Annotated in this window: 24 protein-coding genes; 9 read left to right on the plus strand and 15 right to left on the minus strand. The window is 48.9% G+C overall.

The window, feature by feature from the left end:
• Positions 1 to 25 precede the first annotated feature (25 nt).
• Positions 26 to 4,240 (plus strand): DNA-directed RNA polymerase subunit beta', encoded by a 4,215-nt coding sequence (gene rpoC, locus C9I89_RS17440; protein ID WP_107284595.1) that lies wholly within the window; start codon positions 26 to 28, stop codon positions 4,238 to 4,240.
• A 218-nt stretch (positions 4,241 to 4,458) separates the two neighbouring features.
• On the opposite strand, the gene rsd is transcribed toward rpoC, so the two are convergent.
• Positions 4,459 to 4,941 carry a sigma D regulator gene (gene rsd, locus C9I89_RS17445; protein ID WP_107284596.1) on the minus strand — a complete coding sequence of 161 codons (483 nt, stop codon included), beginning with the start codon at positions 4,939 to 4,941 and terminating at the stop codon, positions 4,459 to 4,461.
• A 192-nt stretch (positions 4,942 to 5,133) separates the two neighbouring features.
• On the opposite strand from rsd, the gene nudC reads away from it, so the two are divergent.
• The gene (gene nudC, locus C9I89_RS17450) at positions 5,134 to 5,919 is read left to right on the plus strand and encodes an NAD(+) diphosphatase (RefSeq protein ID WP_107284597.1); all 786 of its coding nucleotides are present in this window, start codon (positions 5,134 to 5,136) and stop codon (positions 5,917 to 5,919) included.
• 209 nt (positions 5,920 to 6,128) lie between these two features.
• Positions 6,129 to 7,196, plus strand: coding sequence for a uroporphyrinogen decarboxylase (hemE, locus tag C9I89_RS17455; RefSeq protein ID WP_107284598.1), 1,068 nt, complete (start codon positions 6,129 to 6,131; stop codon positions 7,194 to 7,196).
• A gap of 93 nt (positions 7,197 to 7,289) precedes the next feature.
• Here hemE and C9I89_RS17460 read toward each other — a convergent pair whose 3' ends face one another.
• Together C9I89_RS17460 and C9I89_RS17465 are read right to left on the minus strand one after the other, a co-directional pair.
• A complete protein-coding gene (locus tag C9I89_RS17460) occupies positions 7,290 to 7,886 on the minus strand; it encodes a uracil-DNA glycosylase family protein (RefSeq protein ID WP_107284599.1) in 597 nt (198 codons plus the stop codon).
• A 27-nt stretch (positions 7,887 to 7,913) separates the two neighbouring features.
• Positions 7,914 to 8,825: a D-2-hydroxyacid dehydrogenase gene (locus C9I89_RS17465; protein ID WP_107284600.1), complete on the minus strand. Its 912-nt coding sequence runs from the start codon at positions 8,823 to 8,825 to the stop codon at positions 7,914 to 7,916.
• A 68-nt stretch (positions 8,826 to 8,893) separates the two neighbouring features.
• On the opposite strand from C9I89_RS17465, the gene C9I89_RS17470 reads away from it, so the two are divergent.
• On the plus strand, positions 8,894 to 9,481 hold the full coding sequence (locus C9I89_RS17470; RefSeq protein WP_107284601.1) for a YjaG family protein: 588 nt from the start codon (positions 8,894 to 8,896) through the stop codon (positions 9,479 to 9,481).
• Between the two features lie 79 nt (positions 9,482 to 9,560).
• Here the strand turns inward: C9I89_RS17470 and C9I89_RS17475 are convergent, their stop codons facing one another.
• Positions 9,561 to 10,616, minus strand: coding sequence for a CNNM domain-containing protein (locus C9I89_RS17475; RefSeq protein ID WP_107284602.1), 1,056 nt, complete (start codon positions 10,614 to 10,616; stop codon positions 9,561 to 9,563).
• 226 nt (positions 10,617 to 10,842) lie between these two features.
• Here C9I89_RS17475 and hupA point away from each other — a divergent pair, with 226 nt between their 5' ends.
• Positions 10,843 to 11,115: a nucleoid-associated protein HU-alpha gene (hupA, locus tag C9I89_RS17480; RefSeq protein WP_107284603.1), complete on the plus strand. Its 273-nt coding sequence runs from the start codon at positions 10,843 to 10,845 to the stop codon at positions 11,113 to 11,115.
• 43 nt (positions 11,116 to 11,158) lie between these two features.
• Entirely contained in the window at positions 11,159 to 11,857 is a 699-nt protein-coding gene (locus tag C9I89_RS17485) for a DUF1481 domain-containing protein (protein WP_107284604.1), read from the plus strand.
• 100 nt (positions 11,858 to 11,957) lie between these two features.
• On the opposite strand, the gene purD is transcribed toward C9I89_RS17485, so the two are convergent.
• Positions 11,958 to 13,247: a phosphoribosylamine--glycine ligase gene (gene purD / locus C9I89_RS17490; protein WP_107284605.1), complete on the minus strand. Its 1,290-nt coding sequence runs from the start codon at positions 13,245 to 13,247 to the stop codon at positions 11,958 to 11,960.
• A 209-nt stretch (positions 13,248 to 13,456) separates the two neighbouring features.
• On the minus strand, positions 13,457 to 15,082 hold the full coding sequence (purH, locus tag C9I89_RS17495; RefSeq protein WP_107284606.1) for a bifunctional phosphoribosylaminoimidazolecarboxamide formyltransferase/IMP cyclohydrolase: 1,626 nt from the start codon (positions 15,080 to 15,082) through the stop codon (positions 13,457 to 13,459).
• 233 nt (positions 15,083 to 15,315) lie between these two features.
• Here purH and zntR point away from each other — a divergent pair, with 233 nt between their 5' ends.
• Positions 15,316 to 15,723 carry a Zn(2+)-responsive transcriptional regulator gene (gene zntR / locus C9I89_RS17500; protein ID WP_107284607.1) on the plus strand — a complete coding sequence of 136 codons (408 nt, stop codon included), beginning with the start codon at positions 15,316 to 15,318 and terminating at the stop codon, positions 15,721 to 15,723.
• Positions 15,724 to 15,761: 38 nt separating this feature from the next.
• On the opposite strand, the gene C9I89_RS17505 is transcribed toward zntR, so the two are convergent.
• Positions 15,762 to 15,965 carry a hypothetical protein gene (locus C9I89_RS17505; RefSeq protein WP_107284608.1) on the minus strand — a complete coding sequence of 68 codons (204 nt, stop codon included), beginning with the start codon at positions 15,963 to 15,965 and terminating at the stop codon, positions 15,762 to 15,764.
• Positions 15,966 to 16,188: 223 nt separating this feature from the next.
• Between C9I89_RS17505 and ppnP the strand changes: the two genes are divergently transcribed.
• Positions 16,189 to 16,470 (plus strand): pyrimidine/purine nucleoside phosphorylase, encoded by a 282-nt coding sequence (gene ppnP / locus C9I89_RS17510; RefSeq protein WP_107284609.1) that lies wholly within the window; start codon positions 16,189 to 16,191, stop codon positions 16,468 to 16,470.
• Between the two features lie 303 nt (positions 16,471 to 16,773).
• Here the strand turns inward: ppnP and fis are convergent, their stop codons facing one another.
• The 5 genes from fis to C9I89_RS17535 form a co-directional block, all read right to left on the minus strand.
• Positions 16,774 to 17,070, minus strand: coding sequence for a DNA-binding transcriptional regulator Fis (fis, locus tag C9I89_RS17515; protein ID WP_005372656.1), 297 nt, complete (start codon positions 17,068 to 17,070; stop codon positions 16,774 to 16,776).
• 23 nt (positions 17,071 to 17,093) lie between these two features.
• Complete coding sequence (gene dusB / locus C9I89_RS17520; protein WP_107284610.1) at positions 17,094 to 18,059, minus strand: tRNA dihydrouridine synthase DusB; 966 nt, start codon at positions 18,057 to 18,059, stop codon at positions 17,094 to 17,096.
• 174 nt (positions 18,060 to 18,233) lie between these two features.
• A complete protein-coding gene (prmA, locus tag C9I89_RS17525; protein WP_107284611.1) occupies positions 18,234 to 19,118 on the minus strand; it encodes a 50S ribosomal protein L11 methyltransferase in 885 nt (294 codons plus the stop codon).
• 175 nt (positions 19,119 to 19,293) lie between these two features.
• Complete coding sequence (gene panF / locus C9I89_RS17530) at positions 19,294 to 20,748, minus strand: sodium/pantothenate symporter (RefSeq protein WP_107284612.1); 1,455 nt, start codon at positions 20,746 to 20,748, stop codon at positions 19,294 to 19,296.
• Entirely contained in the window at positions 20,741 to 21,022 is a 282-nt protein-coding gene (locus tag C9I89_RS17535) for a YhdT family protein (RefSeq protein ID WP_107284613.1), read from the minus strand. Before C9I89_RS17535 ends, panF begins: the two co-directional genes overlap by 8 nt.
• A gap of 85 nt (positions 21,023 to 21,107) precedes the next feature.
• Between C9I89_RS17535 and C9I89_RS22580 the strand changes: the two genes are divergently transcribed.
• Positions 21,108 to 21,302 carry a hypothetical protein gene (locus C9I89_RS22580; protein WP_170107729.1) on the plus strand — a complete coding sequence of 65 codons (195 nt, stop codon included), beginning with the start codon at positions 21,108 to 21,110 and terminating at the stop codon, positions 21,300 to 21,302.
• Here C9I89_RS22580 and accC read toward each other — a convergent pair.
• The 3 genes from accC to aroQ are packed head-to-tail and all read right to left on the minus strand — an operon-like array spanning position 21,272 to position 23,572.
• Complete coding sequence (gene accC, locus C9I89_RS17540) at positions 21,272 to 22,615, minus strand: acetyl-CoA carboxylase biotin carboxylase subunit (protein ID WP_107284614.1); 1,344 nt, start codon at positions 22,613 to 22,615, stop codon at positions 21,272 to 21,274. The genes C9I89_RS22580 and accC overlap by 31 nt on opposite strands.
• A gap of 12 nt (positions 22,616 to 22,627) precedes the next feature.
• The gene (gene accB / locus C9I89_RS17545) at positions 22,628 to 23,092 is read right to left on the minus strand and encodes an acetyl-CoA carboxylase biotin carboxyl carrier protein (RefSeq protein WP_107284615.1); all 465 of its coding nucleotides are present in this window, start codon (positions 23,090 to 23,092) and stop codon (positions 22,628 to 22,630) included.
• 27 nt (positions 23,093 to 23,119) lie between these two features.
• Positions 23,120 to 23,572 carry a type II 3-dehydroquinate dehydratase gene (aroQ, locus tag C9I89_RS17550; protein ID WP_107284616.1) on the minus strand — a complete coding sequence of 151 codons (453 nt, stop codon included), beginning with the start codon at positions 23,570 to 23,572 and terminating at the stop codon, positions 23,120 to 23,122.
• Between the last annotated feature and the right edge of the window lie 325 nt (positions 23,573 to 23,897).

The raw sequence follows: 23,897 nt of genomic DNA on the forward strand, positions 1-23,897 counted from the left end.
GGTCAACTCCTCACAGGAGCCGAATGTGAAAGACTTACTTAAGTTTCTGAAAGCACAACATAAGACCGAAGAATTTGATGCAATCAAAATCGGTCTTGCTTCACCTGACATGATCCGTTCATGGTCTTTTGGTGAAGTTAAAAAGCCAGAAACCATCAACTACCGTACCTTTAAGCCTGAGCGTGACGGCCTTTTCTGTGCACGTATCTTTGGCCCAGTAAAAGACTACGAGTGTCTTTGTGGCAAATATAAGCGCCTCAAGCACCGTGGTGTGATTTGTGAAAAATGTGGTGTTGAAGTTACTCAGACCAAAGTACGTCGTGAGCGTATGGGTCACATTGAGCTTGCTTCACCTGTAGCCCACATCTGGTTCCTTAAGTCACTGCCATCTCGTATCGGTTTGTTAATGGACATCCCGCTGCGTGACATCGAGCGTGTACTTTACTTTGAATCGTACATTGTCATCGAACCTGGAATGACCAGCCTTGAGCGTAGTCAGCTACTGTCAGAAGAGCAGTACCTGGATGCACTTGAAGAATGGGGCGACGAATTCGACGCTAAAATGGGCGCAGAAGCGATTAAAGCATTACTAGGTAATATGGACCTGAATGCTGAAATCGAAAACATGCGTGAAGAGTTAGAAGAAACTAACTCTGAAACCAAGCGCAAAAAATTAACCAAGCGTTTAAAGCTTGTTGAAGCATTCTTACAGTCAGGTAACAACCCCGAGTGGATGATCCTTTCTGTTCTGCCAGTTCTACCGCCGGATCTTCGTCCGTTGGTACCGCTAGATGGTGGTCGTTTTGCAACGTCAGATCTGAATGATCTGTACCGTCGCGTAATTAACCGTAACAACCGTCTTAAGCGTCTATTGGACTTGGCCGCTCCTGATATTATCGTACGTAACGAAAAGCGTATGCTTCAGGAGTCTGTTGATGCATTGCTAGATAACGGTCGTCGTGGCCGCGCTATCACTGGTTCGAACAAACGTCCTCTGAAATCTTTGGCTGACATGATCAAAGGTAAGCAGGGTCGTTTCCGTCAGAACCTTCTTGGTAAGCGTGTTGACTACTCAGGTCGTTCTGTTATCACCGTAGGTCCATACCTGCGTCTGCATCAGTGTGGTCTTCCTAAGAAGATGGCACTAGAGCTATTTAAGCCATTCATCTACGGCAAGCTAGAGACCCGTGGTCTTGCGACTACGATCAAAGCTGCTAAGAAGATGGTTGAGCGCGAAGAAGCGGTTGTTTGGGATATCCTGGACGAAGTGATTCGTGAACACCCGGTAATGCTTAACCGTGCACCAACACTGCACCGTCTAGGTATTCAGGCATTTGAACCAGTACTAATCGAAGGTAAAGCGATTCAGCTTCACCCACTAGTGTGTGCGGCCTATAACGCCGACTTCGATGGTGACCAGATGGCGGTACACGTACCTCTAACTCTGGAAGCGCAGCTTGAAGCTCGTGCACTGATGATGTCTACCAACAACATCCTATCGCCGGCGTCAGGTGATCCGATCATCGTACCTTCTCAGGACGTTGTATTGGGTCTTTACTACATGACGCGTGACAGAATCAACGCGAAGGGTGAAGGCATGTACCTTGCCGGACCTGCAGAAGCAGAGAAAGCATACCGTACGAAGAATGCAGAACTACACGCTCGCGTGAAAGTTCGTATCACAGAGCACCTCTATGATGAGCAAGGCAACTTGTCATCTGAAACTAAGCTAGTTGATACTACAGTTGGTCGTGCAATCCTGTGGCAGATCGTTCCTAAAGGTCTTCCGTACAGCCTTGTGAACACTGAAGCGCTAGGTAAGAAGCAAATCTCTAACCTACTGAACACGTGTTACCGTAAGTTGGGCATGAAAGATACCGTTATTTTTGCTGACCAAATTATGTACACAGGTTTTGCTTACGCTGCATTGTCTGGTGTTTCTGTTGGTATCGACGATATGGTCGTTCCTGCTGAGAAATACACTAAGATCGCTGAAGCTGAAGCTGAAGTCGCAGAAATCCAAGAACAGTTCCAATCTGGTCTGGTAACTGCCGGCGAACGTTACAACAAAGTGATTGATATCTGGGCAACTGCCAATGAGCAGGTTGCTAAAGCGATGATGGATAACCTGTCCTTCGACACCGTGATTAACCGTGACGGCGAAGAAGAGAAGCAGAAATCGTTCAACAGCGTTTACATGATGGCCGATTCCGGTGCTCGTGGTTCTGCGGCGCAGATTCGTCAGCTTGCTGGTATGCGTGGCCTGATGGCTAAGCCGGATGGCTCAATCATCGAAACACCGATCACTGCGAACTTCCGTGAAGGTCTGAACGTACTGCAGTACTTCATCTCTACTCACGGTGCTCGTAAGGGTCTAGCGGATACCGCACTGAAGACAGCGAACTCCGGTTACCTGACACGTCGTCTAGTAGACGTAGCACAAGACGTAGTAATTACTGCCGATGATTGTGGTACGCACGCTGGTATTACCATGATGCCTCTTATCGAGGGTGGTGACGTTAAAGAGCAACTTGGTGATCGCGTTCTTGGTCGTGTTGTTGCTGAAGATGTACTTAAGCCTGGTACTGAAGAAGTCCTTGCGCCACGTAACACCCTTCTTGATGAGAAGTGGTGTAACATTCTGGAAGAGAACTCAGTTGACCAAGTTAAGGTACGTTCGGTTGTAACGTGTGAAAATGACTTTGGTTGTTGTAAGTTCTGTTACGGTCGTGACCTGGCTCGTGGTCATCTGGTTAACACCGGTGAAGCAGTCGGCGTCGTCGCTGCTCAGTCTATCGGTGAGCCGGGTACACAGCTTACGATGCGTACGTTCCACATCGGTGGTGCGGCATCTCGTGCGGCAGCAGAAAACAGCATCCAGGTTAAGAACACAGGTTCGATGAAACTTCACAACGCGAAGTACGTAACGAACAGCGAAGGTAAGCTGGTTATTACTTCCCGTGCGTCAGAAATGACCGTTGTTGATGAGTTTGGTCGTACCAAGGAAAGCTACAAGCTTCCTTACGGTTCCATGCTAACTAAAGGTGATGGTGATTCAGTGACTGCAGCAGAAACTGTTGCAAACTGGGACCCGCATACAATGCCTATCATCACTGAAGTAGCTGGTCGCGTTCAGTTCGTTGACTTGATTGATGGTGTGACTGTTACTCGTCAGACGGATGAGCTAACAGGCCTGTCTTCTATCGTTGTACTTGACGCTGCAGAGCGTACCAGTGCCGGTAAAGATATGCGTCCAACGGTTAAGCTTGTTGATGACAATGGTCATGATGTAATGATCCCTGGTACTGATATGCCAGCTCAGTACTTCTTGCCGGGTAAAGCGATTGTTCAGCTTGAAGACAGCGCGCTAGTAGGCATTGGTGAAACGTTATCGCGTATTCCTCAGGAATCTGGCGGTACTAAAGACATCACCGGTGGTCTGCCACGAGTTGCTGACCTGTTCGAAGCACGTAAGCCAAAAGAGCCTGCAATCCTAGCGGAAATTACAGGTGCTGTTTCTTTCGGTAAAGAAACGAAAGGTAAGCGTCGTCTGATCATCACGCCAAGTGATGGCCAGCCATACGAAGAGATGATCCCTAAGTGGCGTCAGCTTAACGTATTCGAAGGTGAGAAGGTTGAATGTGGCGATGTGATCGCGGATGGTCCAGAAGCTCCACATGATATCTTGCGTCTACGTGGTGTTCACGCTGTTGCTGAGTACATCGTTAACGAAGTTCAGGAAGTTTACCGTCTACAGGGCGTTAAGATTAATGATAAGCACATTGAGACTATCATTCGTCAGATGCTTCGTAAGGTAACGATCACTTCGACTGGTGACTCTGAGTTCCTTGAAGGTGAGCAGGTAGAGTTCTCTCGCCTGAATGTTGCTAACCGCAAGCTAGAAGCTGAAGGTAAAGCAGCAGCGACATTTAGCCGTGACCTGTTAGGTATCACCAAGGCGTCGCTAGCGACAGAATCGTTCATCTCGGCAGCTTCGTTCCAGGAAACGACTCGCGTACTAACAGAGGCTGCGGTTTCTGGTAAGCGTGATGAGTTACGTGGTCTGAAAGAAAACGTTATCGTTGGTCGTCTGATCCCTGCTGGTACCGGTTTCTCTTACCATCAGCAGCGTCAACGTAGCCGTGATGCAGAGCTAGAGCCAGTAGCACCGCAGGTTGATGCTGAACAAGCATCTCAAGACCTTGCTGCACTACTAAATGCTGGTCTAAGCGACGATTAATCGTTGAAGTTTAGATAAGCAAAAAAGGCATCCTTCGGGGTGCCTTTTTGTTTTGGGTGAAATGAAACTACCCATGTTGTCGGTGCGTTTATAAGCCAGATCTATCTACCGGCACGAATAAGGCTGAGAAAGGATAGGTGGTAATTTTGATGATTAAGTGGCAGTGCTGCGAAAAGCAGCTAAAAGCTGCTTCTCAGGACGGTCATGTTAACTGAACATTAAGCGCCGGGCGGACGGGCTAAACTTTCGCTGATTAGTTCAATCAGATTATCTTCAAACTCAAACCTTTGCTCCATTAACTCACCGATAGAGGAGAGATCCTGATCTAAATCCGGAATATCATCGTCATCGCTAATTGCACAATAACGATCGGTAAAATTAAGAATTGGATCTGTGGTTTGGGTAATATTAGCGTACAGTTGCGAGATTTCTTGGGTGGGTGAATAGCCTGTGGTTTTCCACTTGTCCATGACCATATCATAAATTTTGAAATGGCCGGCAGAAATATAGTCAACAACTTGTTGGCAAAAGAGTTGTAATTGGCTGGAGGTTGGTAATTGGCGTGAATTATTTTCAAAAGGAGGCAGACCTGCCAGTTTACAGTAGTCGATCAGTAATTGCTGCCGGGACATCAGCCAGTGATCGATGACATCGCTGGTGCCGCCCCACTGTTGCTGAACTTGTTCGAATTTACTTAACATGCCCATACCCTCATGATCTATCAGTACAGTAACGGTGGTTACGAAAAACAAACGTTATAAAAAAACCAAGTTACTAAATACTACACCAGTGAACCTCTTAAAAAAGAGAGCCTTGTTATACGGATTCATATTCCGTTATAAAGTTTAGATTGCCAGTAAAAACGATACCCTGCAAGGATGGATGTGACATTGATGTTAAATAAACGAGAATTAGTGTATTGGTGCGTCGTAAAAGATCGCAAATTGTATTTGGTCAACCACATGCTTCCTCTGATGACAAAGTCAGAGTTAGGTTTTAATTGTGACGATGCACGCTGGATTGGTGAATACTCGGGTCATCCTGTTTTCTGGCTAGAGGTTCACGACAATACGGATGACGATGATTTTTATACTCAAAGAGACTTATTGGGTATTGAGAGCGAGCTGTTTGATCTGGCCGGAAAAGCGACTCAGCTATCGCACATGAAGCAATCCGAAACGTACTGCCCCAATTGTGGCGGACAATGTCAGTTGGCGGCAGCGCAATTGGCGATGGAATGCCAGCAGTGTCAGCGTATCCATTACCCCCGAGTGTCGCCATGTGTGATTGTTGCGGTCAGAAAGCAAGACAAACTATTGCTTGCTCAGCACCCTCGCCATAAGACAGGTATGTACACGGTGATCGCCGGTTTTGTCGAAGCCGGTGAAACCCTGGAGCAATGTGTTGCTCGCGAGATCGAAGAGGAAACAGGAATTAAGGTGGCTAATATTCGTTACTTCGGCAGCCAGCCATGGGCCTTTCCTTCCAATCTTATGATGGGTTTTTTAGCCGATTACGAGAGTGGCGAGATCAAGCCGGATTATGAAGAACTGAGTGACGCGATATGGGCATCAGCTGATAGTTTGCCACCTGTCGCGCCGGAAGGAACGATAGCCCGTCAGCTGATAAACCACACCTTAGCGCTGATGAAAAAAAGTAGCATAAAAAAACCCTCCTAAAGGAGGGATAAGGTGCAGTTACATGCTCGTCGACGAGCAAGATATTCTTATTATTGCTAGCGCGCAGATTTTGTATCACGGCTGACGGCTATGTCGCAAATATGGTGAAGAAATTGTTGTAATAAATATGACCAGCTTAACAATTGGGTTCTTTTGTTGCAGCAGGGGAGTGCTACAATACGTCGCAGAATTTATCCGTGGAGTCCTCAATGAGCGAATTAAAGAATGACCGCTACCTACGTGCGTTATTAAAGCAGCCGGTAGATTGCACACCAGTATGGATGATGCGTCAGGCTGGCCGTTATTTGCCAGAATACCGAGCTACACGTAGTGTTGCAGGTGACTTTATGTCGCTGTGTAAGAATGCTGAATTAGCCAGTGAGGTGACCTTACAGCCACTGCGCCGTTTCCCTCTGGATGCTGCTATTCTGTTTTCTGATATCCTGACTATTCCGGATGCTATGGGTCTGGGCTTATATTTTGAAGCCGGTGAAGGTCCCAAGTTTGAGCGTCCTATAACCTGTAAAGGCGATGTTGATAAAATTGGTCTGCCGGATCCGGAAGGGGAGCTGCAGTATGTGATGAATGCAGTGCGTCAGATCCGTAAAGATCTGCAGGGCGAAGTGCCACTGATTGGTTTCTCTGGCAGCCCGTGGACACTGGCGACTTACATGGTTGAAGGTGGTAGCTCGAAAGCATTCACCAAGATCAAAAAAATGATGTATGCCGAACCAGCAACACTGCATCTGCTACTTGATAAGCTGGCAGACAGCGTGATTGAGTACCTGAATGCCCAGATCAAAGCGGGTGCGCAGTCTGTGATGGTGTTTGATACCTGGGGTGGCGTATTAACGCCTCGTGATTACAATGAGTTCTCACTGCGTTATATGCACAAAATTGTTGATGGTCTGATCCGTGAAAATGAAGGCCGTCGCGTGCCAGTAACCCTGTTCACCAAAAATGGTGGCATGTGGTTAGAGCAAATCGCCGCAACGGGTTGTGATGCCGTCGGTCTGGACTGGACGATTGATATTGCTGACGCTAAGCGTCGTGTCGGCGATAAAGTTGCCCTGCAGGGCAATATGGATCCCTCCATGCTTTACGCGCAACCTGAGCGTATTCGCCAAGAAGTCGCGACGATTCTTGCAGGTTATGGCAACGAAGGTACCGGTCATGTATTTAACCTCGGCCATGGTATCCACCTGGATGTGCCGCCAGAGAATGCGGGCGTGTTCGTGGATGCGGTGCATGAGCTTTCTAAGCCGTATCATAAATAGAACCAGGTACGAGTTCCTGGTGGCGAGTTGCTAGGAAGAGCACTGAAAAGCCCGTGCAAGTGATTGCGCGGGCTTTTTTCTCGCTTCTCGAAACTAGCCTCTCGTCCCTTTCAAATGCTGGTGGACATACTCCCTGATAAACGGCACCACCTCTTCCTCGAACCACGGATTGTCTTTCAGCCAGCGGATATTACGCGGTGAAGGGTGCGGCATCGGAATGTATTTGGGGGCCCACTGCCGCCAAGCCCTGACTGTTTCTGTCAGTGTTTTCGGTTTGTCTTTGAGGTACCACTGCTGGGCATATTGGCCAACCAGCAAGGTCATGCCGATATTGGGTAGCAATGGCCATACTAGCGGGTGCCATTGCGGCGCGCATTCCTGCCTTGGCGGCAGATCGCCGGACTTCCCCTTGCCCGGATAACACAGTCCCATCGGCATAATGGCTATCTGCTTTGGGTCATAAAAAGTCGTTCTGTCGAGATCTAACCAGGAACGCAGGCGATCACCGCTCGGATCGTTCCACGGGATCCCGGTTTCATGGACACGGGTTCCCGGTGCCTGGCCAACAATCATCATCCCGGCACTGCTGGCCGCCTGGATCACCGGACGCGGACCGAGAGGGAGGTGATCTTTGCAGATCTCGCAGCGTCGTATTTGTTCCAGCAGGTTATCAAGTTGTTGCGTTGCCATAATTACCTTCTTCCTGCGCCTGAGTGCTTAATAGCCTCGTTTAAAGTCAATCTGGTACATCAATGGTTGCTGCTGGATAAAGCGCAGATAGTTCGCGGCAAAGACGTCGAACACCTGCTCAGGAAAGCTCTCTGCGGCAATATGCGGGGTGATAGTTATTTTAGTATGCTGCCAGAAAGGATGCTGGTTATTAAGTGGCTCATGCTTAAAAACATCCAGGAAAGCATGGGCAACATGATCTTGCTCGATAGCGGACAGTAATCCCTCTTCACAAACCGCATTTCCACGTCCTACATTAAACAGTAGCGTATTTTGGCAATGGCTTAGGCTGGTGGTATTGAGCAGGTTGTCGGTCGCAGTTGTTGCGGGCAGGGTGGATACCAGAATATCGGCCTGAGCGAGTGCTTGCGGGAGTTCGGATAACGGATAGGTATGGGCAAACAAGTGACTGGCCGGTTCACCCGAGCGGTTCACGCCAATGACGCGTAGTCCCATTGTATGCGCGGCTTGGGCTAAATGGCTACCTATGGCACCCGTCCCCAAAATAACCATGGTTTTGTTGCTTAACGCCGAATAGCGATGGGGCAGCCATTGGCGATGTTTTTGCTGCTGTTGGTAGAGCGCAAAATGACGGGTATGTGCCAGTGTCAGCCCCATCACATATTCGGTAATGAGTTGTCCGAAGCAACCGCGAATATTGGTCAGCGTATAGTCCTGGCGCAAACCTGGTTTGGTCAGGGCATCGATACCGGCAAAGGTAGACTGCAGCCAGCACAGAGCAGGGTAATCACTAAGGTGTGCGGCGATGTTGGGCGGATCTGCTAAAATAATCGCTGCCAGCCTGGGATCATCAGTGATCTCAAGCTGTGGCAATTGTGCCTGCTGGATCAGCCGTTGATAAGTTTCCTGCTGGCGGGAGACGATCAGTACCTTGTTCATTGCTTTTCCTTTTGTGCTGACGAGTTATGCATTAAACTCCAGTGCAAATCACTATCGTAGATTATCCCATGCTAAAGAATCCTGTTCAGCTTCGCTTAGAAAAATTAGAACCGTGGCAACACCTTACTTTTATGGTCTCACTGTGTGAACGAATGTATCCAAACTTTGCCTTATTTTGTGAGGAAACGGAGTTTGCGGAGGCACAAAAATACCGCATCATTCTTGATAGTATCTGGGAGATCTTAACGGTAAAGAGTGCCAAGATTAACTTTGAAAATCAGCTGGAAAAGCTGGAAGATTTGGTACCGAGTGCCGATGACTTTGATATTTATGCAGTAAATCCAGCTATCGATGCCTGCGTCGCTTTGGCTGATTTGCTTCATGCCATGCTCGATCGTGATTTGATGCTAGAGACAGTCACTAAGCTCAGCAGCTTGTCTGCTGAAACCGTGGCTGATCTTGTGTTTGCCCAAACGGGTGTCGAGATCACCAACGAAAATCAAAAAGAAAATGAAGCCGTTTGCGAAGAATGGGATGTGCAGTGGGCAATTTTCCGTGCGCTGAAAGAAGCGGAACGACGCGATATCGAATTGATCAAAAGCCTGCGTGAAGAATTACGCGATGAGCCAGTCAGTAATATTGGTATCGCATTGTAATTGTTCTGATATGCCGATGCCGGGAAAAGGGCCGAATTGGCCCTTTTTAGCCGAATTGGCCCTTTTTAGCCGAATTTGATCACTCGTCATCTTTGCTTTCAATCACACCGTGCTGTTTTTTCCATTTCTCCCAGCGTTGATAAGCCAGCTGCTGCATGTCGGTATTCTTGTCGGCTTCATCGACAATTTCTTCGCCAACCAAACTTTCAAAAATATCTTCCAGTGTGATCAGCCCCTGGACCGTGCCGTATTCATCGACAATTAATACCAGTTGCGAGCGTTCTTTCATTATTTTCTCAAAGGCTTGCGGAACACTGGCGGTATTCAGTACGACCGGGATCGGGCGCATCAGGGTGCCTAATTCGTCATTAGCGTGGCCAGCCTGATTGGCGGCAAACAGTTCTAAGCGGTGGACAAAGCCCAGAATGTTATCTTTTTGTTCGCTATACACCAGTGGGCGCGAGAACGGGCTATCATTGTGCTCGGTTAAAAAAGCATTGATCGATTGTTCTGCTTTGACGCGAAATAGCACCGGTCTCGGGGTCATGATTTTCGTGACACTGACATCACGGAACTGCAGCAGGTTGGTCAGAATTTTTGATTCGCCTTCAGCCAATTCTCCGGACTCTTTTGCCAGCATCGCCATGGCGGACAGTTCATCACGCAGTTTAGGCGGCTCATGGTCATGGGCCAGACGGCTGGTGATTTGCTCCGATGCCCAGACAAACGGGTTCAGCGCCCAAATCATCCATTTCAGTACCGTCGCAGATCCCGGAGCCAGCTGGCGCCAGTATGTTGCCCCAAGTGTTTTTGGGATGATTTCAGAAAACAGCAAGATACCAATGGTCAGTAAAGCAGAGAACAGGCCCAGCCACTGGCTACCAAAAACGGCAGCGGCCTGAGCACCGGCAGTCGCAGCACCAATGGTGTGAGCAATGGTATTTAAGGTCAGAATGGAAGCCAGCGGACGGTCAATATTATCTTTTAGTGCCGCAAGGCGAGATGCTGCCGGGTGGTTTTGCTGACGTAAAGTGCCAATATAACTTGGTGAAATACTGAGCAATACCGCTTCTAATACAGAACAAATAAACGAAACACCGATCGCAATCGAGATGTAAATCGTAAGGAGGATCATGCAAACCTGTCAGTTATCAATGGAATTACGACCATATTAAGCGGTGCCAAGGGGAATAAATACAACTATTTCACCTGAGGAATGAGTAACATTTTGTGAACTTGCGCTCAGTTTATGGTTAAAGAGTCCGCACCTAAGCACATGATCGCAGACAAACCTTTGCCACACAGGCTTCTTTTGAATTAGAGTTGTGACGTCTCAAGAAAAACCTTAGAAGGGAAAACAAATGAACAAGACCCAACTGATTGACCTGATCGCTGACAAAGCAGATCTTTCTAAAGCTCAAGCTAAAGCAGCACTGGAATCAACTCTTGAGGGTATTACCGAAGCGCTGAAAGAAGGTGACCAGATTCAACTGATTGGCTTTGGTACATTTAAAGTGAACCACCGTGCTGCACGCACTGGCCGTAATCCTCAAACTGGCCAGGAAATTCAAATCGCAGCAGCAAACGTTCCTGCATTTGTTTCCGGTAAAGCACTGAAAGATGCATTGAAGTAATCTATAATCCGCCAGGTAACTTTATCTGGCGGTATTTTTCTTTATGAAGCGGCTCATTGCTCTCCTTTCCTTATCTCTTCTTGCTGGATGTTCAGCCAGCTCAGTTCCTGATAATCCTATCGCTCCGATCCAGACGATGACTGGGGGGCAAACTGCCGGAGAGGCGACTTCGCTCTACTGGTATTCCTATCGACAAAACCGATCTATCCAATTATCTGAAGTGGTGATGGCTGGCGACTATGGTGACTATCAATCGGATTATCGTTGGCAGGAAGGCAAATTACGAGAAATTGAACGTCAGGGGACTCTGTTACAAGAGGATGGCCTGAAGTCGTTTTCGCTCCGCGTGCGTTATGACACAAAAGGCAGCGCGGTATTCCAGCGCAATACGGTTGCGGGTGCCGTGTTACCGTTATCGGATTCTCAGCTTTATCAACTCACCAAGCAAGCGCAGCTTGCGGTTGATACCGTGAAAAAACAGCATCAGCAAGGTCAGTCTCTGATCCAGGGGCACTGGACAGACAATCGCTTTCTGCGCTGTGGTGATGAGAAAGAGCTCAATGTGACTTTCCAGCCCAAACCCGCTGATTCAGTTACCCGGCAGTTAAGGCGGCAGGCCCAGTCCGGATATATGGCAGTGACAGGTAAGATGCGCAAAAAAGAGCTGGTGGCACAGCAGTTATTGATCCTGAAAGATGAAACTCAGCCCTGCATTCTCCCTCCGGTGTTGCTGGATAAGTAATACTACGGGCAATTAAAGTCCAGACATAAAAAACGCGCTGACGACCGTTATACAGAGTCGTCAGCGCGTTTTTTGACGCTGGGCAGTAAACTGTCAGCGATTAGGCCTTTTGTTCACGCGCAATGGCACGATAGCCGATGTCATCACGATAGAACATACCATTCCATGAAATTTTCTTCGCCAGTGCGTAAGCGCGCTGCTGAGCGTCAGAAACGCTATCACCCATGGCAGTTGCACACAAGACACGACCACCGTTGGTCACGATGTCGCCCCCGTTGTTTACCGTTCCTGCATGGAATACTTTCTCACCAGGCACTTCTTGCTGAGGCAGGCCTGAAATGATATCGCCTTTCGCATACACTGCCGGGTAGCCGCCGGCAGCCAGCACCACACCAACTGAAGCTCGTGGATCCCACTTGGACTCAGCTTGATCCAGTTTGCCATCAATGGCGGCCAAGCACAGTTCAACCAGGTCAGACTGCATGCGCAGCATAATAGGCTGGGTCTCAGGATCACCAAATCGGCAGTTATACTCAATGACTTTAGGTGTGCCATCGGCCATTACCATCAGGCCCGCGTATAAGAAGCCGGTATAAGGTGCGCCTTCTGCTTCCATACCACGTACGGTGGGATAGATAACCTCTTCCATCACACGGTCATGGATTTCCTGAGTCACGACAGGGGCCGGAGAGTAGGCACCCATGCCTCCTGTGTTCGGCCCCGTATCACCGTTACCGACACGCTTGTGATCCTGGCTGGTGGCCATAGGCAGTACATTCTTGCCATCAACCATGACGATGAAGCTGGCTTCTTCACCATCAAGGAATTCTTCGATAACCACCCGATGGCCCGCTTCGCCAAACGCATTGCCCGCCAGCATATCACGCACGGCGTTTTCAGCATCTTCCAGTGTCATCGCAACGATGACGCCTTTTCCTGCTGCCAGGCCATCGGCCTTAACCACGATCGGTGCGCCTTTTTCGCGCAAATAAGCCAGAGCAGGCTCGACCTCCGTGAAGTTTTGGTATTCAGCGGTTGGGATCTGATGACGAGCCAGAAAGTCTTTCGTGAAGGCTTTAGAGCCTTCCAGCTGTGCAGCTGCTTGGGTTGGCCCAAAGATGGGTAAGCCTGCAGCGCGGAACGCATCGACAACACCAATAACCAACGGTGCTTCAGGACCCACAATGGTCAGCTCGATATGGTTCTCTTGTGCAAAGGCAACCAATGCACCGATGTCTTCAACACCGATAGGTACGTTTTCGACTTTTGGCTCAAGCGCACTGCCAGCGTTACCTGGTGCAACGAAAATAGTTTCTACATCTGTCGATTGTGCCGCTTTCCATGCCAATGCGTGTTCGCGACCGCCGTTACCAATAATAAGAACTTTCATCTTTTCATCCTTATAGCGTCGCCATTTTTCTGATTTCCGTGTCAAGCGTACTCATTTATGCTTATAAACTCCGAGCGCTTTCCTTGAACTCAAAAAAATGGCTTAGCTCTAAATGCTTAAAAGTTGTTAAATCGAGGTGCCCCCGAGGCGAGTCAGAGGCTTTAAATTCATAAAAAAAGACCTGCTCGTTATTGGCAGGTCTTTATTGCTTAGTGACGGAAGTGACGCATACCGGTAAACAGCATTGCCATTCCGTGTTCGTCTGCGGCCTGAATCACTTCGTCATCGCGCATTGAGCCGCCAGGCTGGATCACACAGGTGATACCGGCTTCTGCGGCGGCATCGATGCCGTCGCGGAACGGGAAGAAGGCATCCGATGCCATCACGCTGCCCGCCACTTCGAGGTTTTCGTCTGCGGCTTTGATCCCGGCGATTTTGGCCGAGTAAACGCGGCTCATCTGGCCTGCACCGACACCGATTGTCATGTTGCCTTTGGCATAAACAATGGCGTTAGATTTGACGTATTTTGCGACTTTCCAGCAGAACAGGGCATCGCGCAGTTCATCAGCGTTTGGTGCGCGCTTAGACACCACTTTCAGATCGTCTTCGCCAACCATACCCTGGTCGCGGTCTTGGACCAGCAAACCGCCGTTAACACGCTTAACATCGAAGCCGGTCGTCTTGGTTGTCCATTTGCCACACTCCAGCAGGCGTAGATTTTTCTTGGTAGCGACAATTTCAATCGCTGCCGCTGAAATGCTCGGTGCAATAATCACTTCCACAAATTGACGGTCAACAATCGCTTGCGCGGTTGCGGCATCCAGTTCCCGGTTGAAGGCGATAATGCCGCCAAAGGCTGACGTTGGGTCAGTTTTGTACGCGCGCTCGTAGGCTTCCAGGATGTTGTCACCGAGCGCAACACCACAAGGGTTTGCATGCTTCACGATGACACAGGCCGGCAGTTCGAACTCTTTGACACACTCAAGCGCTGCGTCGGTATCTGCGATGTTGTTGTAAGACAGGGCCTTGCCCTGAATTTGACGTGCCGTTGAAACAGACGCTTCTTGAGGATTTTTTTCCACATAGAAAGCCGCGTCTTGGTGACTGTTCTCACCGTAGCGCATGTCTTGCTTCTTCTCGAACTGCTGGTTGAACGTGCGAGGGAATTTACTTTTGTTTTCAGGAGAAGGTTCATCACCCTCTAGCCCTTGCTTATGAAGAGCAGGGTCACCATAAGAAGGGACCATGGTACCGAAGTAGTTGGCGATCATACCGTCGTAGCCAGCAGTATGTTCGAAGGCAGCGATAGCTAGATCAAAGCGGGTGGCGTGGGTCAGTGAGCCCTGATTAGCCGTCATTTCAGCTAGTACACGATCATAGTCGTGAGCATTAACAATGATTGTCACATCTTTGTGGTTCTTTGCCGCAGAACGCACCATCGTCGGTCCGCCGATGTCGATGTTCTCAACCGCCTCTTCCAGCGTGCAGCCTTCTTTAGCCACCGTTTCGGCGAATGGATACAGGTTTACCACGACCATGTCGATTGGTGCGATACCGTGCTCGGCCATGACGGCATCGTCTTGGCCGCGGCGACCAAGAACACCACCGTGTACTTTAGGGTGAAGTGTTTTTACCCGGCCATCCATCATTTCAGGGAAGCCGGTATACTCAGAAACTTCAGTTACCTTGATATCTTGCTCTGCAAGTAGCCGAGCAGTGCCGCCGGTAGATAGAATTTCTACGCCATGATTGGCTAGCGCTTGGGCGAATTCAACAATACCGGTTTTGTCTGATACGCTAATTAGCGCACGGCGAATAGGACGAGCGTTTTCCATTGCTACCATCTCTTTAAATACACGGTGAATAGGATATTTCCTAAAACCAAGCAAAGTGTTTGGTTTTGGGAAATATTCTCGGTTAACATCGTGTGAAACCGAGCCTTAATGGCGTTTGACTCAACATCGACAGCACGTATTTTACATTAATTCAAAAGTGACGCAAACGTTTGCTCTCGGCTATTTTCCTCATTTCGTGCAGTAAAATCATCATCCAGCAAAGGAGGCAGCATATGTATCTGATTGGTCAGCTTGCAAAACAGTGCGAGGTCAGTAGCGATACGCTGAGATTTTATGAAAAAAATGGTTTGTTGGAGCCTGCGGCACGCAGTGAAAGCGGCTATCGGCTTTATAGCGAAGAAAACCTGTCACGGGTCAACTTTATCCTCCGGGCCAAAACCATTGGGCTGAGTTTGGATGAGATTCGTGAGTTGCTGGATATCCGTCTTGAAGCCAGTCAGCACAGCTGCGCCGAAGTAAAAGCGATTACCCAGGCAAAGCTCGATGAAGTGGATAGTAAGATTGCTGAATTAGCGCGAATTCGCCACGCTTTAAAAAAAATCAATGATGCCTGCTGTGGTCATACCGATGACAATGCCAGTCATTGCTCAATTCTGGAAGCGCTGGGCGACAAGGATTAAAGGTCGCCGTGAAGTCAGTGGGTAAGGCCGAGTTACCCTTAATCCGATGATGTGGCCTCTTTTACATTTTCAATTACATCTTTGGTGGTATCGCGGAAGAAGTGGCCTGTTTCACGTGTCACATCACGGGTGGCATGGCCGATTTCTGTAAAGCCTTCTTTAATTCCCTGTTTTTCCTGGGCAGAGCACCCCATCAATAAAACGCAGCCTAAGACGCTAATCCACAGTGCATATTTCTTCATTCTGAGCCCTCTCTGGTAACACCGTTCAAATAATTGGAAGCACCATTGTAGCGAATATTTGGTCGTTATTTTAGCCATTGAAGTGATGTTGTTATTTGTTCATAGTATTGCCCTGACGAAAAGCGACCGAATTCTTGCTGAACCCGGCATATTGAAGTGGTTTGGGTATATGAACTGTGATAGCTTCAAATTTACGCTAAAACAATAATTGATAGGGAATATCATGCTGAAAATAAATGAATATTTTGATGGCCAAGTGAAATCCATTGGTTTTGAAACCCATGGTGACCATACCAGTGTGGGTGTTATGGCTCCCGGTGATTATACCTTTGGTACCGCAGCACCAGAACGGATGACGGTAGTGAAAGGGTCACTGACGGTGAAATTACCGGGCCATGTCAATTGGGATACCTTTAACGCGGGCGATGATTTTGAAGTACCCGGCGATGCCTCGTTTGAAGTTAAAGTAACAGAAACCACTGCTTACCTGTGTGACTACCTCTAACTCATTGAGTTTTTTTACGCTAAACAATCCGCCGAAACCGGAGGCGGGTTGTTTGTATTGCTCGCCGGGCCACGTCGTCTTTTGCCTGTTACCGTTGGGGATACTTTAGAATATTGGCTGGTGGGGTATGCTTCTGAGCATCGTGTACAGTTTAATCGTCATATTTACTATTCCCCTGATATCCAAGGCTGAAAAATAGTATATTTTTTAATTGGAAGGACATTGAGGTGTGTAGCAAACATAAAAAAGCCCATTGCGCATCAAGCTAATGGGCTTTTAAAACTGTAACTTAGCGTTACTGCTTTAGTTCATGCCGTATTTTTTTAGCTTCTTACGAAGCGTACCGCGGTTGATACCCATCATGGTTGCTGCGCGAGTCTGGTTACCACGGGTGTACTGCATGATAGTATCCAGTAGTGGCTGCTCAACTTCTGCAAGCACTAGCTCGTACAGATCGTCGACTTCCTGACCATTCAATTGAGCCAGATAGTTTTTTAGCGACGCTTTAACAGAGTCACGAAGTGGCTTCTGTGTGATTTGGTCTTGTGAAGTTACAGTTGTAACTGTTAACGCTTCGGAAGTCAGATTTTGTTCGAACATAATTCTGTAAGCTCTTCTAGTATTTATGCAACGTTTTCGAAGTAGCCTTGCAGCGCATCGATTTGCTCTTGAGCGTTCTCGATAGCGTTGAAGGACCGGCGGAAATCACCAGCTGGTGCATGTTCTTTTAAGTACCAAGACACGTGTTTACGTGCGATGCGCAGCCCTAAATACTCCCCGTAGAAACGGTGAAGTTCTTGAACATGACCCAGCATAATGCCACTTACCTCATCCAGAGACGGGGCAGGCAGGTATTCGCCGGTTGTTAAGTAATGGTGGATTTCTCGGAAAATCCACGGCCGCCCTTGTGCAGGCCGGCCAATCATCAAAGCATCTGCACCCGTGTAATCGAGTACGAAGCGGGCCTTTTCCGGAGAATCGATATCACCGTTAGCGATCACCGGAATCGAGACTGCTTGTTTAGCTGCTTTGATGTAGTCATATTCCGCTTCACCTTTGTACATACAGGTTTTAGTGCGCCCGTGAAGGGCCAAAGCCTGAATGCCACATTGTTCCGCGAGTTGGGCAATCTTGACACAGTTTCGGTTGTCTAAGTCCCAGCCGGTTCGCGTTTTCAGCGTCACCGGAACATCCACCGCATTCACCACGCTACGAAGGATCTCTTCGATTAGTACGGGATATTGCAGCAGTGCAGAACCGGCCAATCGTTTATTGACCTTCTTCGCCGGGCAACCCATGTTGATATCGATGATTTGCGCACCGTTCTCAACACTAAATTGGGCCGCTTCGGCCATCAGCTTCGGATCGGCTCCCGCAATTTGAACCGAGCGAATCCCCGATTCTCCTTCATGAACCATCCGGTTCTGCGATTTAGACGTTTTCCATAAATCTGGGTTTGACGACATCATCTCGCTCACAGCCATGCCAGCGCCGTAGCGCAGGCAAAGTTCACGAAATGGCCGATCGGTCACACCCGCCATTGGCGCGACTATCAGCTGGTTGTTAAGTTGATAAGGACCGATCTGCAAACGTCTGTACCTGACTGTGCCAGTAAGGGCGCGCATTTTACGCATTTTTTCCCATTCTGAAAAGGCCAATAATTGAGCATTTAGTTTTTGATTAACAAAAAAGTATGATTTTCAATCAATTGGCGATTTGTTGCACAGTAAAAATTGATGAAACGAAACCGTATCTATGGATTCTTATGCTTTGTGGCCGGAAATACGGCACCACTCTTCACGCGCCACAACCGGATCTAATGTCAGTTCATCGGCGTAGTATGTAGAGACGTCTTCAGCCTGAACTTCCAGTACGCCAGAGATCGCCAGGTCGCCGCCGGATTTAACCAGCCCTTTAATGACCGGAGACAGTTCACGTAACGGACCCGCAAGAATGTTAGCCACGACGACATCAGCCTGAATACCTTCAGGTTGATTTTGCGGTAAGTACAATTCTAGCTTGTCGGCCACGCCATTGCGCTCGGCATTATCTTTTGACGCCAGAATCGCCTGTGGATCGATGTCGATACCAATGACTTTCGCAGCACCCAGTTTCAGGGCGGCAATCGCCAGAATACCGGAGCCACAGCCAAAATCGATCACGGTTTTGCCGGTGAGATCCTGTCCGTCCAGCCATTCCAGGCATAACGAGGTCGTAGGATGGGTTCCGGTACCAAATGCCAGACCAGGGTCGAGCAGCACGTTGACTGCATCAGGCTCTGGGGCTTCACGCCAGCTCGGGCAAATCCACAAACGGCGGCCAAAACGCATCGGGTGGAAGTTGTCCATCCATTCACGTTCCCAGTCTTTGTCTTCTAACTGCTCGATTTTGTAAGCAAAACCGTCAGCAATCAGTGGGCTGTTCTTCAGCATATTCAGCACGAAATCCATGTCGGCTTCAGCATCGTATAAACCAATCACATCAGTATCACCCCATAGGCGGGTTTCACCGGGCATCGGCTCGAATACTGGTGTGTCTTGTGCGTCAAGGAAAGTGGCAGATAGGGCGCCGGTCTCTTCCATTAACATATCGCCAATCGCTTCCGCATTTTCAGCGGTTGCGTTCAGTTTTATTTGAATCCAAGGCATGGTTAATTCGCTTATTTTTTGACTACTGAAACATAGGGGGCGCAGTTTAGCATGAAATTTCACCAATCCACAGCCATTGAGCGTGAATCATCACTGCTGGTTTTGTGAGCGATAAAAAAGATAGCACCGGGGTGCTATCTTTGGGCGAGGCAGAAACAAAGGGTGCGGTGAGTGGCTACTGTTGCGGTGCGATGGCCATTACCGGCTTGGCTAAGCTGCCGATCACAAACGCAATCAGACCAAAAGCCAGGGTCGGGACGATGGCATGCAGGCCGGCTAAATCGGGCTTTATCACCGAGAAGCCAATGTAGCAAGTCAGGCCGGTGGTCATAGATGCAAAGGCCCCCGCTGCAGAGGCTTTTTTCCAATACAGGCCCAGTACCAGCGGCCACAAGAAGACGGCTTGCATACCGCCAAAAGCCAGCAGGTTGAGCCAGATGATCATATCCGGCGGATTGGTGGCTGCCACGAATACCAGCGCGGAGAAAATGGCGGTAACCCAGAGTGACAGCCTTGGCAGCCGCTTCTCGGCTTCCGGCCCTTGGGCTGCTCTAGGGTTGATGTAGTTGAGATACAGATCTTTTAGCAAAGTCGCCGAAGCTTGGATCAGCTGTGAGTCGATAGTCGACATAATGGCGGCCATCGGCCCGGCAAGGAAGATCCCCGCCACGACAGGTGGCAGTACTGTCACCATCAGGGTCGGCATGATTTGATCCGGGCTGGCAATATCCGGCACGATAGCGCGTCCCAGAGCTCCAGCCAGGTGCATTCCCAGCATCAGGAAGGCCACCATAGCGGTACTGATCACCATCCCCTTATGCAGCGAGCCACTGTCTTTATATGACATACAGCGTACCGCGGCATGAGGTAAGCCGATCACCCCGAAGCAGACCAGCACCCAGAAGCTGAGCATGAATGGCTGACTAAGAAAGTTATCCGGGCCGAACGGGGTGATCAAGGTGGGGTCGATCTGGTGCAACTCGGTGATCAGCTCGCCGACGCTTCCCCCCGCATGGACGATACCGGCTAGCAAGGCGATGGTGCCGATGATCATCATGATGCCCTGAATGGTATCGGTCATGACCACGGCGCGAAAGCCTCCGATAGTGGTGTAGAGCCCGACGGTGATGGCAAAGATCATCAACCCCTGCGAATAGGGCAGTCCGGTGACGGTTTGCAGCAGCCGTGCCCCGCCGACAAACTGCACCACCATAGTGCCGAAGAAGGCCAGTAATAGCGCCAGTGACGCAAAAACAACAACCCCCCGGTTTTTGTAGCGGGCGTACAGAATGTCATTTAAGGTCAGCGCGTTATGACGGCGGGCTTCAATCGCAAACTTTTTGCCGAGCACCCCTAAGGTTAACCAGGCAGCAGGCAGTTGGATCATGGCGAGCAGCACCCAGCCTAGTCCCATTTTATAGGCCGCCCCCGGACCGCCTATAAACGAACTGGCACTGGCATAGGTTGCCGCCAGCGTCATCGCCAGCACGAAACCGCCCATGCTGCGGTTGCCGACCAGGTATTCACTGAGGAAGCCGTTGGCGGAGTGGCTGCGGCGGCGAGTCATCAAGGCCAGGGCAAACACGGCCAGTAAATAGATCACCAGGGGGATAAGCAGTTGGCTATTCATGATCACTCTCCTTCTCGATGTCCAGCGACATATCCTGATAGATAAATTTGACCATTAGGCCGCACAGCGCCGTGAATAATACCGGACCAATAATACAGGCCAGCAGGAACCAGAGGGGGAAACCAAAATAGAGTTCGGGAAGGGTGCTGATGGCGTCTGTTGGTGCGAAGGCATAGGCCGAGATATACCACCAGATAAAATAGGCTAACGCTAGACCTACCGCCCATTTAGCCTCTCTATGGGCCTGACGGTAGCGTGCAGAGAGCGTCTTCATGCTTGTTGTCTCCAGTTGTTCAGGGCATCACTTGTTAATCGTTGAAAGTGAGTAATGCTCATACAAATAAAAAAGGGAGGGTATTGTGGCAAAAGTTATTTCTCAGTGCTACCGCCCATGTCAATTTGCAGGAGGAATAAAAAGGGGGGAGATAAAAGTGATACCAGAGAGAAAAGGAGATATTACCGATAAAAAAGGCTGCCAGAAGGGCAGCCTGATACGAGTTATGTTGGTGATTGTTCCTGCTGCTTATTGCAGACCAAGCTTCTTCTCTAAATAGTGGATGTTAGCGCCACCATGCTGGAAGTTTTCATCAGCCATAATTTCTTGCTGGAGTGGAATGTTGGTCTTAATACCATCGATGATCGATTCACCGAGAGCATTACGCATACGTGAAATAGCCACATCGCGGTTTTCACCATACGCAATCAGCTTGCCGATCATTGAATCGTAATGCGGCGGTACTGTGTAACCGGCATAAATGTGAGATTCCCAACGAATTCCCATTCCACCTGGCGCATGGAAGTGTTCTATTTTACCCGGGCAAGGTAGGAAGCGAACAGGATCTTCAGCATTGATACGGCATTCGATAGCATGGCCATGGATCTTAATATCACTCTGGCTGAATGACAATGGCTGACCGGCAGCAACACGAAGCTGTTCTTTGATCAGATCAACGCCGGTTACCATTTCCGTTACCGGATGCTCAACCTGAATACGGGTATTCATTTCAATGAAATAGAACTCGCCGTTTTCATATAGGAACTCGAACGTACCTGCGCCGCGATAGTTGATCTCGATACAGGCACGCGTACAGCGCTCACCGATGTACTTACGCATCTCTTCAGTGATGCCCGGAGCCGGTGCTTCTTCAACCACTTTCTGGTGACGACGCTGCATTGAACAGTCACGCTCGCCAAGATGAATGGCGTTACCCTGACCGTCAGCAATAACCTGAACTTCGATATGACGCGGGTTTTCCAGGTATTTCTCCATGTAAACCACATCGTTATTGAAGAACGATTTAGCTTCTGCACGGGTCATCGCGATAGCTTCTGCCAGTTCACCTTCAGAGCGAACAACACGCATACCACGACCGCCACCGCCACCAGAAGCTTTGATGATCACCGGAAAACCGATACGTTTAGCAAAAGATTTATTTTTCGCTTCGTTATCATCCAGCGGGCCATCAGAACCCGGTACACAAGGTACGCCGGCTTTTTTCATTGCGTTGATTGCAGAAACCTTGTCACCCATCATGCGGATGGTTTCCGCTTTCGGGCCAACAAAAATAAAGCCGGAACGCTCTACCTGCTCAGCAAAATCAGCATTTTCTGAGAGGAAACCGTAACCCGGGTGGATAGCAACCGCACCGGTAATTTCTGCTGCACTGATAATACGAGGAATGTTCAGGTAGCTGTCAGTACTTTTCGCAGGACCGATACAGATTGATTCATCGGCAAGCAAAACGTGCTTAAGATCGCGGTCAGCCGTTGAGTGAACTGCAACCGTCTTAATACCAAGCTCTTTACATGCACGCAGAATACGAAGCGCAATTTCGCCTCGGTTAGCGATAACTAATTTATCTAACATAATAGGCCTCTGTTACTCGATGATAACCAGAGGCTGGTCGAACTCGATTGCATCGCCATCTTCAGCAAGAATTGCGACAACCACACCTGCTTTATCAGATTGGATCTGGTTCATCATTTTCATTGCTTCAACGATACACAGCGTGTCACCAACGTTCACTGACTGGCCTACTTCCACAAATGCTTTTGCTTCAGGGCTTGGTGCGCGGTAGAAAGAACCCACCATCGGAGAAAGAACTTGATGGCCTGCAGGTTCTGCCGGTGCCGCAGGAGCTGCTACTGGAGCTGCCACTTCTGCAGGTGCTGCCTGAGCGGGTGCTGCAAATTGAGGTGCCGCCATGAATTGCTGTGCAGGCATTGCTGATGCAGGAACATTACGGCTGATGCGTACTGACTCTTCACCTTCAGAGATTTCCAGTTCCGCAATACCGGATTCTTCTACCAGTTCGATTAGTTTTTTGATCTTACGAATATCCATCTATCTTTCTCTTTATATGTTGTTCATTTAGCTTTCTGATTGCAGGCGTCGTACGGCTGCATTCAGGGCGAATTCATAACCATCAGGGCCAAGACCGCAAATCACTCCGACTGCTTTATCTGACAGATAAGAGTGATGACGGAAAGGCTCTCGCGCATGAACGTTAGATAAGTGCACTTCAATAAACGGAATAGCGACACCTAACAATGCATCACGGATCGCGACGCTGGTATGGGTGAACGCTGCCGGATTGATGATAATAAAATCCACCTTGCCATGGGCCTGGTGGATGGCATCAATCAACTCATGTTCTGCGTTTGATTGAATGTGATCTAACGTCACACCAAGATCCGTTGCTTTAGTCGTTAAATCAGCAACGAGTTGAGCCAGTGTTTGATGGCCGTAGTGGCCGGGCTCTCTGAGACCCAATAAATTTAGATTAGGTCCGTTAATAAGTAAAATTCGTTGAACGGTCGACATCTTGACGTATTTTCGCTTGTTTTTGAGGTTTTACTCTAACAACGCGCAGGAACCTGCAAAGTCGTTTCCCTGTGACCAAATTTATACGGCCAAACCCTGTTTGTTGGGTGATTATAGAGAATTCACTGCAAATAGCAGCAAAATACTGGTCTAATCACCGATTTTTTGTGCGCACAAGTGTAAGCTGTATAAATACGGCGATAATTTGTTAGACGTTTGTTTTTATCGTAAGTTCAGCATTATAAGGGAGGTAGGCGGCCCTTTTTCTGTGATATAGCGGCTGTTGTTGGCTGAAAAACAAATAATTTACCAATGTAGCGACTTT

Source organism: Photobacterium lipolyticum (assembly GCF_003026475.1).
Classification (GTDB): domain Bacteria; phylum Pseudomonadota; class Gammaproteobacteria; order Enterobacterales; family Vibrionaceae; genus Photobacterium; species Photobacterium lipolyticum.